This is a genomic window from Pseudomonas sp. KNUC1026, from assembly GCF_021650705.1.
Lineage (GTDB): Bacteria > Pseudomonadota > Gammaproteobacteria > Pseudomonadales > Pseudomonadaceae > Aquipseudomonas.
In genome coordinates this window covers 1,732,463-1,747,436 of sequence record NZ_CP087138.1, presented here as the reverse complement: position 1 = coordinate 1,747,436, position 14,974 = coordinate 1,732,463, and the positions used below count along the sequence as shown (strand labels likewise).

Genomic DNA, 14,974 nt, shown 5'->3' with positions numbered 1-14,974 from the left:
TTGACCTCACCCCACTATCTGGAAGACCCGATCCACGCTTCGAGGGACCGCGAGCGCCCCTTGGCCCACCGCCTGGTGGTGGCCACGCTGTGCTTTTGCCTGGCATTTACCCTGGCCACGGTGGGGCTGCGAACCTGGTCTGCCTGGAATTCGGGCGTCGAGGCGATGCACACGGAGCTGGAGCTGGTCGACCAGGTGTTCGAGGGCCCGCTGGCCAAGGCTGTGTGGGAGCTGGACAGCGAAAGCCTGGCCACCCAGCTCGATAGCGTCGCTCAGGCCGCGCCGGTTGGCCGCGTGGTGCTGCGTATCACCCGGCCCGGGCGCAATGATGAAGTGCTGGTGCGCCAGCGCGACAGCTTCACCACACTCGGCGCTGCGCCACTGTTGCAGCAACCGCTGGAGGTGATGCCCTACCCCGGCTCGCGCCTGCAGGTCGGCACTCTGATGCTCGAAGGCGACCCCGCCCTGCTGTGGCGCAGGCTCTGGCGTGAGCTGGCGTTCATCGTCATCACCCAGCTGGTGCAGTCCATCGCCCTGGCCGGGCTCATCACCTTGATGTTCAATCGCCTCGTCACCTTGCATGTGCGCCACATAGCCCGCCACCTGGGCGAGCTGACGCCGCGCAACCTCGGCACGCCACTGCGCCTGGATCGGCTCGGCACCCGCAACGACGAACTCGACCTGCTGTGCGACGGCATCAATCAGCTGCAAGGCAACCTGGGCACCTACCTGGAGCGCCAGCGCGAGGCCGAGCAGGCCCTGGAGCTCAGCCGTGACGAACTGGCCACGCTGGTGGACGAGCGCACCGCCGAGCTGAAGGCCGCCAACGCGCGGCTGGAGCTGCTCTCACGCCACGACCCACTCACCGGCCTTGCCAACCGGCGCTGTTTCGATGAGATCAAGGAAACCGAATACCGCCGCGCCACGCGCAGTGAGCAGCCGCTGGCGGTGCTGATGTGCGACGTGGACCATTTCAAGGCGTTCAATGACCAACACGGCCATGGCCGAGGCGATGAATGCCTGCGCGCTATCGCCGAGGCCATGGGCGCGTTGTTCAGCCGCACCGGTGAGCTGTGCGCACGGCTGGGCGGCGAAGAGTTCGCCGTGATCCTGCCGGCGACCAACAAGGCCCAGGCACGCCTTGCGGCCGAACGCTTGCGCCAGAGGATCGCATCGCTGGCGATTCCTCATGGTGCGTCTTCTGCGGGGAATTCGTGACCTTGAGCATCGGTATCGCCCAGCTCGACTCGGCCACCATGGAAGGCTTCGATCAGTTGCTGCAACGCGCCGACCAGGCGCTTTACCGGGCCAAGGCTGCGGGCCGCGACCGGGTGGGCTCATGAGCCGGCGCTGGCTGGTCGTGGCACTGAGCTGGTTGTGCCTGAGCGTGCAGGCGGCGCCGTTGCAGGTGGTTACCGAGCAGACGTCCTACAGCTATTACCAGAACGGCGAACTCAAAGGCCCCGCCACCGAGGCAGCCCGGGGGTTGCTCGCGCGCGCAGGGCTGGCGGCCACCATCGACGTCTACCCCTGGGCACGGGCCTACGACCTGGCCCAGGCCGAGCCAGACGTGTTGATCTTTCCGCTGATCCGCACGCCCGAGCGGGAAAGCCATTTCGAATGGATCGGCGAGTTCGCGCAGATCCACTCCCTGCTCTACCGCCTTCAGGCACGTGACGACATCCAGCTCAAAAGCCTCGACGAGGCGCGCCAGTACACGCTGGGTGTGGTGCGTGACGATTTCCGCGAAGCCTGGCTGCGCAACCAGGGGTTCACCCGCTTGGTGGTGTCGGCCTCAGCCGAGGACAACGCGCGCAAGCTGCTCAATGGCCAGGTCGACCTGATCCCGCTTGCCGAAGCGGACGCTGCGCGCTATTTCGCCCAGAAAAACGGCCCGGCCCACCCTTTGGTGCCGGTGCTTCGGCTGGATCAGATCACTGCGCATGCCTGGTTTGCCATGAGCAAGGGCAGCGATCCGAAAACGTTGCAGGCACTGCGCGAAGCGTTCGAGTTGCTCAGGGCAGAGGGTGGGCTGGAGAGCATCACTCCCTAGGCAAACCGCCAGGGCTTGCTCACGAGGCCTTTGGCGATTTGCGCCGGGCAGGCGCCTTGGCCTTGGTTTTAGCCGGCTTGCCGCCGCCCAGGCTGCGCTTGAGCAACTCGGTCAGGTCGACCACATCAGCCGATTTTCGCTTGGGCGCCTCTTGCGGTGTGTCGACGTCTTCAAGCTTGCCTTTGCGCGCCTTGGTTTCGACCAGCGCCATGATCTGCTCCTCGAAGGTGTCGTGGTATTGCTCCGGTTGCCATTGGCTGCTCATGCCCTCCACCAGTTGCCGCGCCATGTCGCGCTCGGCCTTGCTGAGCCTGGCTTTGACGGCGCTTTCGGGAATCTCGAGGGTGTCCAGGCCATGCACCTGCGCCGGCCAGCGCAACAACACCAGCACCAGCGCATCCTCGACCACCATCAGCGCCGCTAGGTGCTGGCGGGTGCGGATGATCACGTGGGCAAGGCCGACCTTGCCGGTGCTGGTCAGGGTTTCGCGCAACAGTGCATACACTTTCTCGCCACGCTTTTGCGGCGTGAGGTAGTAAGGCGTGTCGATGTTCTGCAGGGGGATCTGCTCGCGGTCGATGAAGGCGAACAGGTCGATGGTCTGGGTGGCCTCCGGGTGCGCCGCGCGAATTTCCGCTTCGCTGATCACCACATAGCGGCCCTTCTCGTACTCCACGCCTTTGACGATGTCGTCCTTGGCCACCTCCTTGCCGGTCTTTTTGTTGACGCGCTTGTAGCCGACCGGGTCCATGCTGCGTTTGTCCAGCCAGTCGAAATCGACACCGCCGGTGTGGGTCGCGGCCATCAGCGCGACCGGAATGTGTACCAGGCCGAAGCTGATGGCGCCGTTCCAGAGCGATCTAGGCATTGCGGTGCTCCTTGCTCAAACGGCGCTTCATCGCCGCGCTGATGGTTTGGCGGGCTTGCTCGAAGCCTCGCCAGGGGTCTTGCTTCAACTGCGCCAGCCGCGTGGGCAGGTTGCCGATGTGCCAGGTGTCGGCGGCCTTGAGCCCTTCCAGTTCCTGGCGCGTGACCGGCACCGAGACCGGCAGATTCGGCCGTGCCCGTGCCGAGTAGGCTGCAACCGTCGTGGCGCCGTGATTGTTGCGCAGGTAATCGATGAAGATCTTGCCGACACGGTTTCTGGGCCCCGCCACGGCGCTGAAGCGCTCGGGAATCTGCTGGGCGATGTGCTCGGCAATGGCCTTGCTGAAGGCCTTGACCTCGTCCCACCCGGCCTTGGGCTTGAGCGGCACCACGATGTGCATCCCTTTGCCGCCGCTGGTCTTGATGAACGCGGCCAGCCCCAGCTCGTCCAGCACTGCCAGTGTGAGCTGGGTGGCTTCGACCATGTAGCGCCAAGGCAAGGCCGGGTCAGGGTCCAGGTCGAGAATGAAGCGATCCGGGTGCTCGGGTGTGGCGCTTACGGCATTCCAGGTGTGCAGTTCGAGCGTGTTCATCTGCACCGCGCCCAGCAGGGCCTCGGGCGTTTGCACCAGCATCACCGGCTGGCCAGCAAATGCCTGGTCCAGCCCTTCAACGCCGGGGATACGCAAATGCCCTGCGTTTTTCTGAAAGAACAGTTCGCCTTCGATACCCTCTGGCGCCCGCACCAGTGCGACGGGCCGCTGCTGCAACTGTGGCAGCAGCCAGTCGGCGGCTTGCAGGTAGTAGTCAGCCAGTTGCTGCTTGGTCGCGCCACTGGCCGGATCGATGACCCGGCCTGGGTGAGTGATGCGCACCTGCCCGGCCGACCGGCTTTGACGCGCAGCCGGCGATGGTGCTGCCCGTTCCTGGGTAATGCCCGTGGCGGGCTTGTCATCGCGCAACCCCTGGAACACGGCATGGCGCACCAGGCCGTCGCCGGTCATCTGCGCATAGGCCACTTCGGCGAGCAGTTGCGGTTCCAGCCAATGCACGCCCTGGGTGGCTAACCCCGTGGGCGGCTCGGTCAACGCCGGGCTTGCACGCTGCAGCGGCTTGAGGCGGGCGTGGACAGAGCGCAAGGTGGGCGCGCTGAACCCTGTGCCCACACGGCCTGCGTAACGCAGCTGGCCACCGCCCTCTTCATGCAATCCCAGCAGCAACGCCCCGAAGCCGGTGCGCGAGCCTTTGGGTTCGGTGTAGCCCACCACCACGAATTCCTGGCGCTGCTGGCATTTGAGCTTGATCCAGTTGTCGCTGCGCCGCGATTCGTAGGGGCTGCCGGCGCGCTTGCCGATCAACCCTTCCATGTTCAGCTCGCAGGCACTGTGCAGCAGGGCGCTGCCATCTTCGTCGAAATCCTGGGAGTAGCGCAGCACAGCGCCTTCGTATTGCTCCAGCACTGCCGCCAACGCCTGCCGGCGCTGCTCCAACGGGGCGGGCCGCAGGTCCTGGCCATTGAGCCAGGGAAGGTCGAACAGGTAATAGAGAATGGCGCCCGGCTGATCGCTGTCGAAGGCGTTCTGCAAGCGTTGGAAGCTTGGTACCCCGCTTTCGTCGAGCACCACCATCTCGCCATCGAGCCACGCGTTGTTCAGGCCCAGCTGGGTCAACGCCTGGGCTTGGGCCGGAAGTTTTGCAGTCCAGTCGTGGCCGTTACGAGTGAAGAGCCTCACCTCGCCTGCCTCCACCCTTGCCAGCATTCGGTAACCGTCGAACTTGAGTTCGTAGCACCACTCTCCAGAGGGCGCGGCTTCGACCAGAGTGGCCAATTGCGGCTTCAGCTGGCGTGGCATGGCGGTCGAACGCTTGGCTTTGGGCTTTTTCGGCTTGCTCCCGGGCATCGCCAACGTGCGGTCACTGAGCACGCTGGCAGGCTGCGCCTCAAGCACATCGAACGCCGGAAAACCCCGCGCCGCCTCGTCTCGGTGTTTGATCAGAAACCATTGCTGCTGCTTGCCCTTGCTGGCCGTGCGCACCAGGTTCCATTGGCCGGCCAGCTTCTCTCCATGAAGCGCAAATTTCAGCCGGCCCTTGGCATAACCCTCCGCCGGGTCGCCCACTGGCTCCCAGATACCTTTATCCCAGACGATAACGTCACCCGCGCCGTAGTGGCCTTGCGGGATGCTCCCCTCAAAACTCGCGTACCCGATCGGGTGATCCTCGACCTGCACCGCCAGGCGCTTGACCGATGGGTCCAGGCAGGGGCCTTTGGGCACTGCCCAGCTCTTGAGAGTGCCGTCCAGCTCCAGGCGAAAGTCGTAGTGCAGGTGGGAGGCATCGTGCTTCTGAATCACGAATTGCCGCGCGCTGCTATCGCTGGCGCCGGAGCCTCCGCTGCCGGCTGGCTCCGGGGTAGCCTTGAAGTCACGCTTACGGTGGTACTCGTCCAGTGGCGTGTCTGGCGGCGGCGATTTCATGGTGAGCTCACATGGGTTCGGTCAACGGTGGAGCCGCCACGGCAGGCCTTGGTTGTCACGACAGCGGCTCTGCTTGCACCCGCTCATGCAATCTGGGTATCTGCGTCAGCCCATAGAAAGAGGCGGTGTGCTGCACTGCCGCCCGGTCGCCTGACAGGCACACGGTTTCACTCAACACGCGTATCTGATCGCCTGCACGAAAAGCCCAGGCGATGCAGACCGTGCCTGGCGCGACGCCATCCACCGGTTCCGGCCCAGTGACGCCGGTGGTGGCAACAGCAAGGTTCGCCGGCCCCTCCTGCAATGCGCCTGCCGCCATCGCCCTGGCGACCTCGACGCTGATGAGGCCGAAGCGCTCCACCGTCTGCTCGCTGACCTGCAGCAAGCGCTTTTTCGCTTCACGGGAATACACCACATACCCGCTTTCCACGCATGCGCCCACATCCGGAACACTGGCCAGCAGCGCCGCCATCTGCCCGGCCGTGCTGGCCTCTGCCGTCGAAAGCCGCAGGTCATGCTCTTTCAGATAATCCACCACCGCAGCCAATGCCATGCGGTCCAGGCCGGCGTGCGAACCCTTGGCCGCCGATGCCTGGGCGGCGGTTTGCCCATCACATACACCGTCTGCATCTGTCCAGGAATCTGCGGGCTGCTGGCATGGGTCACTGCCATGAATGCCCAACCGCTGGCCAGCGCCTGGTTGGCGCCTGCCAGGTCTGTCTCGATCAATGCCTCGATATCGTGTCGTTCCACGCAACCTCCTGATCCTTGTATGCCGACTGCGCGGCCCCCGCCGCTAAACCGAGGCAAGGCGAGGCTAGCCATCCCTGCCTTGGTAGAAGCGCAAGTAATGATGAGCGTCCAAGTGCGTAGAAAATTCATTCAGGCTGATGAAAGCGCCGGCGGGCAGTGCTTGTGGCGCTACGGAATCTAACCGAAACGGCTGTGTCCGAGCTTCATGACGCTCGCCAAACCGGGGCTGAGCCTGCGTAATGAGCAGCCATGGCTGAAGATGAACTGCGAAACCGTGAAGACCCGATTCACGAAGACATCGCGCTGCAGCGCAAACGCTGGCGGTTCGAGAAAGCCGGCTACGTCGGGCTGCTGGTGATCGTAGCGCTGGCACTTGCCGGGCTGTTCTCCACAGGCCCGTTGAGCGACACGGTCGCCACCAGCGCCGACGGGCGCCTGGCGGTGCATTATCAGCGCTTCAGCCGCAACGGCGCGCAGGATGACCTGGTGATCGAAGCGCACGGCCAGCCGGGCGAGATGATGCATGTCGCATTGAGCAGCCACTGGCTCAAGGGCATGTCGATCGAGGCGCTCAACCCGCAACCGGCGCCGCTCACCAGCCAGGGCCGGGACCTGCTGATTCCCATGCTGGCGGACGCCAACGGCGAGGCCACGCTGTACCTCACCGTACGCTGCGACGGGGTCGGGCTGTTCCGGGGTGCCTTCGTGCTGCAGGGCGCGCAAAGCGTTGCCACCGCCAAATTCATCTATCCCTCAGGAGTACGCCTCATGGATGCAGTCCTGCGGGCCGCCGCGATGTACGTGGTGCTGATGATCCTGTTCAAGATCGCCGGCCGCCGCTCATTGGCCGAGCTCACCACCTTCGATTTCATCCTGTTGCTGATCGTCGGCGAGGCGACCCAGCAGGCCCTGCTGGGCGACGACTTTTCGGTCACCAATGCGGTGATCATCATCGCCACCCTGATCACCATCGACATCACCTTCTCCCGGCTCAAGCAGCGCTACAAGGGCCTTGCCAGGGTGCTGGACGGCGGCGCGACGATCATCGTCGAAAACGGCCAGCCGCTGCGCAAGCGCATGCAGGAGGCCCGCATTACCGAAGAGGACGTGCTGGAAGCTGCGCGTTCCAACCAGGGCATCGTTCACATGAGCGATATCCGCTACGCGATCATCGAGCGCAACGGGTCGATTTCGATCATTCCGGCAAAGGACTGAGGACACGCCATACGGCCGGGAACGGCCGCCAACCCGACCGAACTCTGCTGCACAGCCAGGCGTCATAACTGATGACAAGCCAAGGAGACGACAGCATGACTCGCAGTAACGAACCTACCCACGTTCCCAACGCCCCGCCCACCGACGCCCAAGGCAAGGTGGTCGATGTGGTCGAGAAAGCCGAGCGCAAACCTGAAGGCCCTGCCAAAGAGTTCGACAGGGCTGTCACACCTGCCGGCAACGCCATCAAGGATGAAGACGCCAAGGCGCTGAACCGCAAGGTCGACGAGGTGGAACGCAAGCTGCACGACACACCCTGATACCGCCTAGCCGTTCTGCTTGCCACTGCCATCTCGGAGCACCGCCACCATGCAACTGATCCATACCACCGCGCACTACCGGCCCTACAACCATGCCTCTGGCGGCTGGGGCTCGGCGCGCTCGGTGATGAGCATCCTGTGGCGCGAGCAGGCAGTGGGCGCCGCATCGGCGGCACTGCTTAAACAGAACAAACCCAAGGGTTTTGCCTGCGTCAGCTGTGCCTGGGCCAAGCCTGCAGAGCCGCATGCGCTGGAGTTCTGCGAAAACGGCGCAAAAGCGACGGCCTGGGAGCTAACCTCCCTGCGCACTGGCCCGGAGTTCTTCGCGGCGCATACCTTGAGCGAGCTGCGCGGCTGGAGTGATTACCAGCTCGAACAGAATGGCCGGCTCACTCACCCGCTGCGTTACGACGCCGCCAGCGACCGCTATCAGCCGGTGAGCTGGGAGAGTGCCTTCGAGGGTATCGGCCAGCAATTGCGAGAGCTGGAGCCAGGTAGCGTGGTGTTTTACGCCTCCGGGCGCGCCTCGCTGGAAACCTCGTTCATGTACCAGCTCTTCGCCCGTGCCTACGGCACCAACAACCTGCCCGACAGCTCGAACATGTGCCACGAAAGCACCTCGGTCGGGCTGCAGCAGAGCATCGGCGTGCCGGTGGGCACCGTGACCCTGGCCGATTTCGAGCACACCGATTGCATCCTGTTCTTTGGCCAGAACGTCGGCAGCAACAGCCCGCGCATGCTCCACCCGCTACAGGACGCACGCAAGCGCGGCATCCCGATCATCAGTTTCAACCCGTTGCGTGAGCGGGGCCTGGAGCGGTTCGTCAATCCGCAATCGCCCGTTGAAATGCTCGGGCCCAATTCCACCGCCATCAGCACTCGATACCACCAGGTGAAAATCGGCGGCGACCTGGCCGCGGTGGCGGGCATGATCAAGGCGCTGGTGGCGATGGACCAGCAGGCGACGGCCGAAGGCCGCGCCGGCGTCATCGACCGCGCCTTTGCCGAACAGCACACCGAGGGCCTCGATGCCCTGCTCACGGCCGTCGAAGGCTACACTTGGGCGGCACTGGAACAGCGCAGCGGGCTGTCTCGCGCGGCGATGGAGGCTGCGGCGTACGTTTATGCCAGGGCCGAGCGGGCGATGCTGGTCTATGGCATGGGCATTACCCAGCACCGCCAGGGCGTGCATAACGTGCAGATGCTGATGAACCTGTTGCTGCTGCGCGGCAACATCGGCAAGCCGGGCGCCGGCATCTGCCCGGTGCGCGGCCACTCCAACGTGCAGGGCCAGCGTACCGTGGGCATCACTGAAGACCCGGCGAAAGTGCCGGCCGACAAACTGCAAGCGCTGTTCGGCATCCAGGTGCCGCCGCGCAAGGGCCGGGCAACGGTGGAAGCCTGTGAAGGCATCGTCGACGGCTCGGTGAAAGGCTTCATCGGCCTGGGTGGCAACTTCCTGCGGGCGATTCCGGACACGGGCCTGATGGAGCCTGCCTGGGCTGGCCTGAAGCTGAACGTGCAAGTGGCAACCAAACTCAACCGCACTCATCTGGTTCCCGGAGAGCACACCTGGTTGCTGCCGTGCCTGGGCCGCATCGAGATCGACCGTCAGCAAGGGGTGGAGCAGGCCTACACCACCGAAGACAGCACCGGCTGCGTGCGCGGCTGGCGCGGCACCCGTGAGCCGGGCAGCGAGACCTTGCGGGCCGAGACCGCAATCGTCGCGGGGATGGCCCTGGCGACGCTGGGTGACGCCAGTGGCGTCGATTGGGCCGGATGGCGTGATGATTATTCGCGCATCCGCCAGGCCATCGCCGAGGTCTACCCGAAGATCTTCCACGACTTCGAGCAACGCATGTGGCAACCCGGAGGGTTCCACCGCCCGCTGGCTGCGGCCCAGCGTGAGTGGGCTACGCCATCGGGCAAGGCGCAATTCGTGACGCCGCCGTCGCTCAACGAGGATGACGACGAAAACGCCTCGATCGTGGCCCAGCATGATGTGCTGCAGTTGATGACGATGCGCAGCAACGATCAGTTCAACACCACGGTATATGGCTATGAGGACCGCTTTCGCGGCGTAAGCGGCACACGCAGCGTAGTGTTCCTGAACCGCAACGACATCGAGCGCCTGGGCTTCAGGCCCGGCCAATGGCTGATGCTGCGTACGGCCGTGGAGCCTGACGTTCTCCGTGAAGTAGGGCCGTTGCAGATCATCGCCTATGACATTCCGGTGGGCTGCGCTGCGGCGTATTACCCCGAATGCAATCCCTTGGTGCCGCTGTGGCACTACGCCGAGGGGAGCAAGGTCCCGGCAGCGAAGTCGGTGCCGATTACCCTTCACCGTGCCCCGGCACCTGCCGCGCATAACGCGAAGATCATCCCTGAAACCGACCAGGTGGTGTAGAGGGCCGGTGCGCTGCACCGGCCTGAATCGCTTCTAAAACGCCACCGGCCCGCGCGGTTCGTGAATCGGGCACCCACTGTGGCTGCGGCGAAACTCTGCCGAGTGCTCATACGCAGGCTTGCGTACACGCATCACCCCACCCAATGGCCGGTGTGCGGCCAACCCATGCCAAGGGCTGAAGGCCATGTCCTGATCGACCTGGCGTTCGCCTTCGGCGTTGTAACTGTCCTGGGGCGGTGCGGTAATCCTCGCCACCGTGACGTAGGGGCTTTCGTCTTCTGGCCATACCACAGACGCATCTTCAATGGGCATCTTGTCCAGGTCGGTCGCCAGTTGCACCCGCACTTCCCACTCACCACCGTGTTCGAGCACCGTTTGCCGAATGGCCTCACGAAGGCCATCCGGATTATCGGCCAGGTCCACCTTGGCTCCGGTCAGCGCCACCAGGGCAGCAGACACGGGCGCCACGCTGAGCTTGCCGTAATAGCTGCCATGCAGCAGCGGCACCACGCTGTAATAGGTTTCGCCCAGCGGGTGGGTAAGCGGGTGGCCGCCCAGGCTCTTGAGGGTACCGCTCTCCCCGCCCAGGGCTTCGACCGCCGCTTCAGTGCCGCGCAGCGCGGCCGACAGCGCACGCTTGAGGCCGGGAGCGCGGTCGGTGGTTTTGGCAAGGAGCTTGAGGGTCTTCAGAAAAGCCTTGGGGTCTGCGGCGGTAAAGGCCGGGGCATTCTGCATCACCCAATCCTGGGTCGTGTGCGCTTCGCTGCCCGGCAAGCGCGGCCCTTGCACCCCGATGACCTTGATCGCCAACCCACGAGGGGTCGATACCCGGTCATCGAGCAAGTCTCCCGGATTGGTCGACACCCGCATCACCACCGGATAGCGCCCCGGTTGCGCGAACACGCCCTGCGCCAGCGCCTCCGGCAGCCCACCCATGACCTCCAGTTCTCCATGGAGGAAACCATGGGCCTTCGCGTGCACGCTGCGCACCGGGTGGCCGTAGTCTTCGTAGGTGGTTTCAAGGATCGAGTGCAGGGCGTCGATCAGGCCTTGGGCGGTTTCGGCCTCGTCATCGGGAATGACTTCGAACTCGGGGCGAAACGGCAACGGGGTCACGGTCAGTTGGCTCATGGCGCTTCTCTTTATGAATAGCCCTGCCGATTACAGGGCTTGCACTGAAGACAAAAGCGCGTCGAGTAACGTTCAACCCGCGCTGGAAGGCGCTGGCTGAGCCGTGGCAAACCACTCGGACAGGGGCAAGGCATTGATCGCAGGCTGTGCGAACAGATAGCCCTGCATCAACTCGATCCCCAGCACCGCCAGCGCGTCACGCTCCTGCACGGTCTCCACGCCTTCGGCAATCAGCGTGATATCCAGGCGCTGGGCGACCAGAACGATGCCTGCGACGATGGCGGCCCTGACCGGGTCGCTGTGAAGGTTTCGGGTCAGTGCCATGTCCAGCTTGAGCACGTCTGGCTGAAACTCGGCCAACAGGTTCAACCCCGAATAGCCGGAGCCAAAATCGTCGATGGCCGTGATGAAGCCTTGGCGGCTGTATTCACGGAAGATCGATTTGAGGTGTTCAGGGTCTGCCACCTGCTCGCCTTCGGTCACTTCGAACATCAACCTGTCGGCCGGAAAGCTGAACTGCCGAGTCGCCTCGAGTGTTGCGCGTATGCAAGTGCTGGCGCGGTACACAGCGTTGGGCAGGAAATTGATACTCAGCCGGCAATCATCCAGGTGCTGCAACCCCAATCGCGCAGCCTGTTCGATGGCTCGCACCCGGCATACCTGGTCAAAGCGGTAGATGTTCTCCGGCGTCACCTGGGCCAGTACCTGTGCGGCACCCTCCCCGTTCACACCACGCACCAGGGCCTCGTAGGCATAAGGCTTGCCGGTCATTACATGCACAATGGGTTGAAACGCCATCGTGACTTCAAAACCAAGGTCTGCTGCGGAACGGCACTGATTGCAACCGATCGCTTGAAACGGCTTGGGAAATACAGTTTGGCTCATCACGCCTCCCAAGTGATATGGCAATTTGCCAAACATGCACTCGGGAGCCGGCCGTGGCAAGGGGCGACCGTCGGAACGATGACTTTTGCCACAGTGTGAGACGAATGCTGAATTCAGCCGCTCCTCAATCGTCTGTTTCCGCCATCGGGTCGCGCCTTGCTGTAATCAAAGCGCTTTTCCCCGGGGTATCCAGGTTTTTACATCCGCGCACTGCACGCCGATCTGAAGGTTTTGTTCCCCCTCATAGGGGCTGCCCGCAGGGTCGATCATGTAAAAGACCTCATGCAGATATTGCTTGCCGTCCGTGTCTTTGAAGCAACGGAACGCAGTGTTGGCAGGGAACACTTCACGCACCTTCGCAAAGTCAGTGCTTTGCCCAATCATCGCGTCGAAAGCCCGTGGGTTCTCAATAACAACCACCTTGTTCCTCAAGTCGACCAACGCCTGGAAGTAGTCGGCCATGGTTTTGCCAGAACAGGTACCGTGTTTTTTCCACTCGTGGGCGAACATCCCCTTCGGTTCTTCGGTCACCAATGCGCGCAAGGGTGCACTGGCTAGCACGTCTTTCATCTGTTGGTCGTCCATCGCACAGGCCTCTTTACTGCAAGACGGCGAGGAGGTACAGAACTGCGGATGGCGATTGCTGAAGTTTTCGGTGCTCTTGCTGTAGGGCCAGATGCCGTGGCTCAGCAACCGCTGCGGTACCTGATCGCAACCGGGTGTGTCCGGGCGCATGAGGCAGAAAGTCGGCTGCCAGGTGACCGAGTACACCCAGAAATCGACGGCCGGGTTATCCACCCAGGCTTCTTCGTTGGCATCCAGGGCCAGAACGCGTGTAGGGCTGGACAGTATCAAAAGGCATAGAACGATCGACAACAGGCGCATGGTTCAACTTCCTGTAGGAGCAAGGCCACCTCAGTGGCGATGCCCAAGTCAAACAAGCCGCTCGCCTGCGCGCTACTGGCAAACTTTTCAGGTTTGCTGATGCTTCGAGAACAGCAACGATCCCAACACTCAACAGTCCATGAAGGGGCAGGCCCGGCCGTGTGTTCAGGTGGCCAGGCAATAAAAAACTCAAGGAGCTGAAATGGTCGCACGCTGGAGATGGCTGCTGGGCAAGATGGCAAAACGGCTTTGGTTCAGGGCCACCCTGTTTTCGCTGCTGGGCGCAGCGACTGCCCTGCTGGCCGCGCTGTTCAAGGAGTACATCCCGCCATCGGTATCGTCGCTGGTGGGCGCCGACGCGGTCGACAATATTCTCGGGATCATCGCGTCGAGCATGCTTGCGGTGACCACGTTCTCCCTCAGCACCATGGTCAGCGCCTACAGCGCGGCCAGCAGCGGGGTTACGCCACGGGCCACCACGCTGGTGATGGAAGACCCCACCACCCAGAATGCGCTGGCGACCTTCATCGGCTCTTTCCTGTTCAGCCTGGTGGGCATCATCGCGCTTACGGCCGGCGTGTACGGCACTCAGGGGCGCGTGTTGCTGTTCGGCGTGACCTTGCTGGTGGTGGCGTTGATTGTGTACACGCTGCTGCGCTGGATCGACCACCTTTCCAAGCTTGGCCGGGTGGGCGAAACGATCGACCGCGTCGAGGCGGCTACCCTGGCCGCCCTCAAGGCTCGCGCGCAATGGCCGTGCCTGGGCGCGCAACCAGCGCCGTCGCTGCTGCCGGCCGGCTTGGCTGCGGTGCCTGCGGTAGACATCGGCTACATCCAGCATCTGGATGTTCAGGCCCTGGCGCATATGGCCGAACAGCATGATCTGCGCATCTATGTCAGCGCCCTGCCCGGCAGTTTCGTGGTCACGGGGGAGCCCTTGATGCACGTTGGCATCGGCGCTGGCAGTGAAATGAATGCCGAGCTCGCTCAGCAACTGGTCACGGCCTTTACCATCGACCTGCGACGCACGTTCGAGCACGACCCACGCTTCGGCCTGGCCGTCTTGTCGGAAATCGCTTCGCGCGCCTTATCGCAGGCAATCGACGATCCGGGAACGGCCATCGATGTGATCGGGCGCGGTGTGCGCACCCTGGCGTGCTGGCTGGAACCCCGGGACGATGTGCGGCCTGCGATCAGCGAACGAGTGTTCGTGCCGCCACTGGCAACAGAGGACCTGTTCGCGGATTTCTTCACGCCCATCGCCCGGGATGGAGTGGCCCAGGTCGAGGTGGGTATGCGCCTGCTCAAGGCGCTGGCCAGCCTCGAGCGCCTAACACCTGAGCTGGCGCCGTTGGTGCATCAGCATGCCAGCCGGCACATTGCCCAGGCGCGGCACGTACAGATGCTCCAGGAGGATATCGATACATTGGCGGCGCTAGGGCGGGAGTTGGGGATTACCCAATAGCGTCGACAGGTGCTGCGCTGTGGCGCTCCAGGTACGCCGCCATCGCCCTCAATCGTTTGCGCGTTTCCCACTCGAAAAACCTGTTCGCCACCGGGTCGAGCACGCGCCCAGCCACCTGGGGCGCAATTTCATGGTGAAGGTGTAAGTGAGCTCCGAAACGCCAGGCTCCAGATCACGATGGCGCATGGACGCTGCCCACCACTGAAAGCAACCCGAAGGCTCGACCAACACCGCCGCCGCCACCTGTGCCGGCCGATAGTTGACGAAGCGAGTGCGCATGTTGAAGAGCCGTTTCCAGCCACGGCCTTCGTTCACGCTGACCGCGCCGATATAAGGGTGGCTACCTCCGCCCTCGATGGCGGCATGGGAGAGCAAGGTATCCCATTGCTGGCGCACGGCGTGATGGTGGAAGGCCTCGAAAGCATCGGCTGCACTGGACGGCATGATCAGGGTAATTCGACGTCGCGCCATGGGCGGTGCTCAGGGGTGATGAACTTGGCCAATTTCAGCATGACC

Annotated in this window: 14 protein-coding genes and 1 pseudogene; 7 read left to right on the top strand and 8 right to left on the bottom strand. The window is 63.5% G+C overall.

The features are described from left to right. The 3 genes from LN139_RS24755 to LN139_RS07925 are packed head-to-tail and all read left to right on the top strand — an operon-like array spanning position 1 to position 2,053. Positions 1-1,218, top strand: a complete 1,218-nt coding sequence (locus LN139_RS24755; RefSeq protein ID WP_268944836.1) for a GGDEF domain-containing protein — start codon at positions 1-3, stop codon at positions 1,216-1,218. Next, a complete protein-coding gene (locus LN139_RS24750) occupies positions 1,215-1,343 on the top strand; it encodes a diguanylate cyclase domain-containing protein (protein WP_268944835.1) in 129 nt (42 codons plus the stop codon). Before LN139_RS24755 ends, LN139_RS24750 begins: the two co-directional genes overlap by 4 nt. After that, the gene (locus LN139_RS07925; protein WP_236359435.1) at positions 1,340-2,053 is read left to right on the top strand and encodes a substrate-binding periplasmic protein; all 714 of its coding nucleotides are present in this window, start codon (positions 1,340-1,342) and stop codon (positions 2,051-2,053) included. Before LN139_RS24750 ends, LN139_RS07925 begins: the two co-directional genes overlap by 4 nt. A gap of 19 nt (positions 2,054-2,072) precedes the next feature. Here the strand turns inward: LN139_RS07925 and ku are convergent, their stop codons facing one another. From ku to LN139_RS07905, 4 genes are read right to left on the bottom strand one after another with little or no spacing between them, the layout of a single operon-like run. Further along, on the bottom strand, positions 2,073-2,921 hold the full coding sequence (gene ku / locus LN139_RS07920; RefSeq protein ID WP_236359434.1) for a non-homologous end joining protein Ku: 849 nt from the start codon (positions 2,919-2,921) through the stop codon (positions 2,073-2,075). Then, entirely contained in the window at positions 2,914-5,397 is a 2,484-nt protein-coding gene (gene ligD / locus LN139_RS07915) for a DNA ligase D (protein WP_236359433.1), read from the bottom strand. The genes ku and ligD overlap by 8 nt, the downstream gene beginning before the upstream one ends. A 55-nt stretch (positions 5,398-5,452) precedes the next feature. Continuing rightward, positions 5,453-5,950 (bottom strand): CinA family protein, encoded by a 498-nt coding sequence (locus LN139_RS07910; RefSeq protein WP_236359432.1) that lies wholly within the window; start codon positions 5,948-5,950, stop codon positions 5,453-5,455. After that, the gene (locus tag LN139_RS07905) at positions 5,920-6,150 is read right to left on the bottom strand and encodes a hypothetical protein (protein WP_236359431.1); all 231 of its coding nucleotides are present in this window, start codon (positions 6,148-6,150) and stop codon (positions 5,920-5,922) included. Before LN139_RS07905 ends, LN139_RS07910 begins: the two co-directional genes overlap by 31 nt. Positions 6,151-6,918: 768 nt before the next feature. Here LN139_RS07905 and LN139_RS07900 point away from each other — a divergent pair. The 3 genes from LN139_RS07900 to LN139_RS07890 all read left to right on the top strand — a co-directional run bounded on the left by LN139_RS07900 (position 6,919) and on the right by LN139_RS07890 (position 10,092). Continuing rightward, on the top strand, positions 6,919-7,365 hold the full coding sequence (locus tag LN139_RS07900) for a DUF421 domain-containing protein (RefSeq protein WP_236360319.1): 447 nt from the start codon (positions 6,919-6,921) through the stop codon (positions 7,363-7,365). Positions 7,366-7,460: 95 nt separating this feature from the next. Continuing rightward, positions 7,461-7,685 carry a hypothetical protein gene (locus LN139_RS07895; protein WP_236359430.1) on the top strand — a complete coding sequence of 75 codons (225 nt, stop codon included), beginning with the start codon at positions 7,461-7,463 and terminating at the stop codon, positions 7,683-7,685. Between the two features lie 49 nt (positions 7,686-7,734). Next, positions 7,735-10,092 (top strand): FdhF/YdeP family oxidoreductase, encoded by a 2,358-nt coding sequence (locus tag LN139_RS07890; protein WP_236359429.1) that lies wholly within the window; start codon positions 7,735-7,737, stop codon positions 10,090-10,092. Positions 10,093-10,125: 33 nt separating this feature from the next. Here LN139_RS07890 and LN139_RS07885 read toward each other — a convergent pair whose 3' ends face one another. The 3 genes from LN139_RS07885 to LN139_RS07875 all read right to left on the bottom strand — a co-directional run bounded on the left by LN139_RS07885 (position 10,126) and on the right by LN139_RS07875 (position 12,993). Further along, positions 10,126-11,223, bottom strand: a complete 1,098-nt coding sequence (locus LN139_RS07885) for a catalase family protein (protein WP_236359428.1) — start codon at positions 11,221-11,223, stop codon at positions 10,126-10,128. A gap of 72 nt (positions 11,224-11,295) precedes the next feature. Further along, on the bottom strand, positions 11,296-12,108 hold the full coding sequence (locus tag LN139_RS07880; protein ID WP_236359427.1) for an EAL domain-containing protein: 813 nt from the start codon (positions 12,106-12,108) through the stop codon (positions 11,296-11,298). Positions 12,109-12,273: 165 nt separating this feature from the next. Beyond that, positions 12,274-12,993 (bottom strand): ribonuclease T2 family protein, encoded by a 720-nt coding sequence (locus LN139_RS07875; protein WP_236359426.1) that lies wholly within the window; start codon positions 12,991-12,993, stop codon positions 12,274-12,276. Positions 12,994-13,195: 202 nt separating this feature from the next. Here LN139_RS07875 and LN139_RS07870 point away from each other — a divergent pair, with 202 nt between their 5' ends. Continuing rightward, complete coding sequence (locus tag LN139_RS07870; RefSeq protein ID WP_236359425.1) at positions 13,196-14,458, top strand: DUF2254 domain-containing protein; 1,263 nt, start codon at positions 13,196-13,198, stop codon at positions 14,456-14,458. On the opposite strand, the pseudogene LN139_RS07865 reads toward LN139_RS07870, so the two are convergent. Beyond that, a pseudogene (locus LN139_RS07865) lies at positions 14,448-14,929 on the bottom strand (hypothetical protein). The gene LN139_RS07870 and the pseudogene LN139_RS07865 sit on opposite strands and share 11 nt — an antisense overlap. Positions 14,930-14,974: the final 45 nt, after the last annotated feature.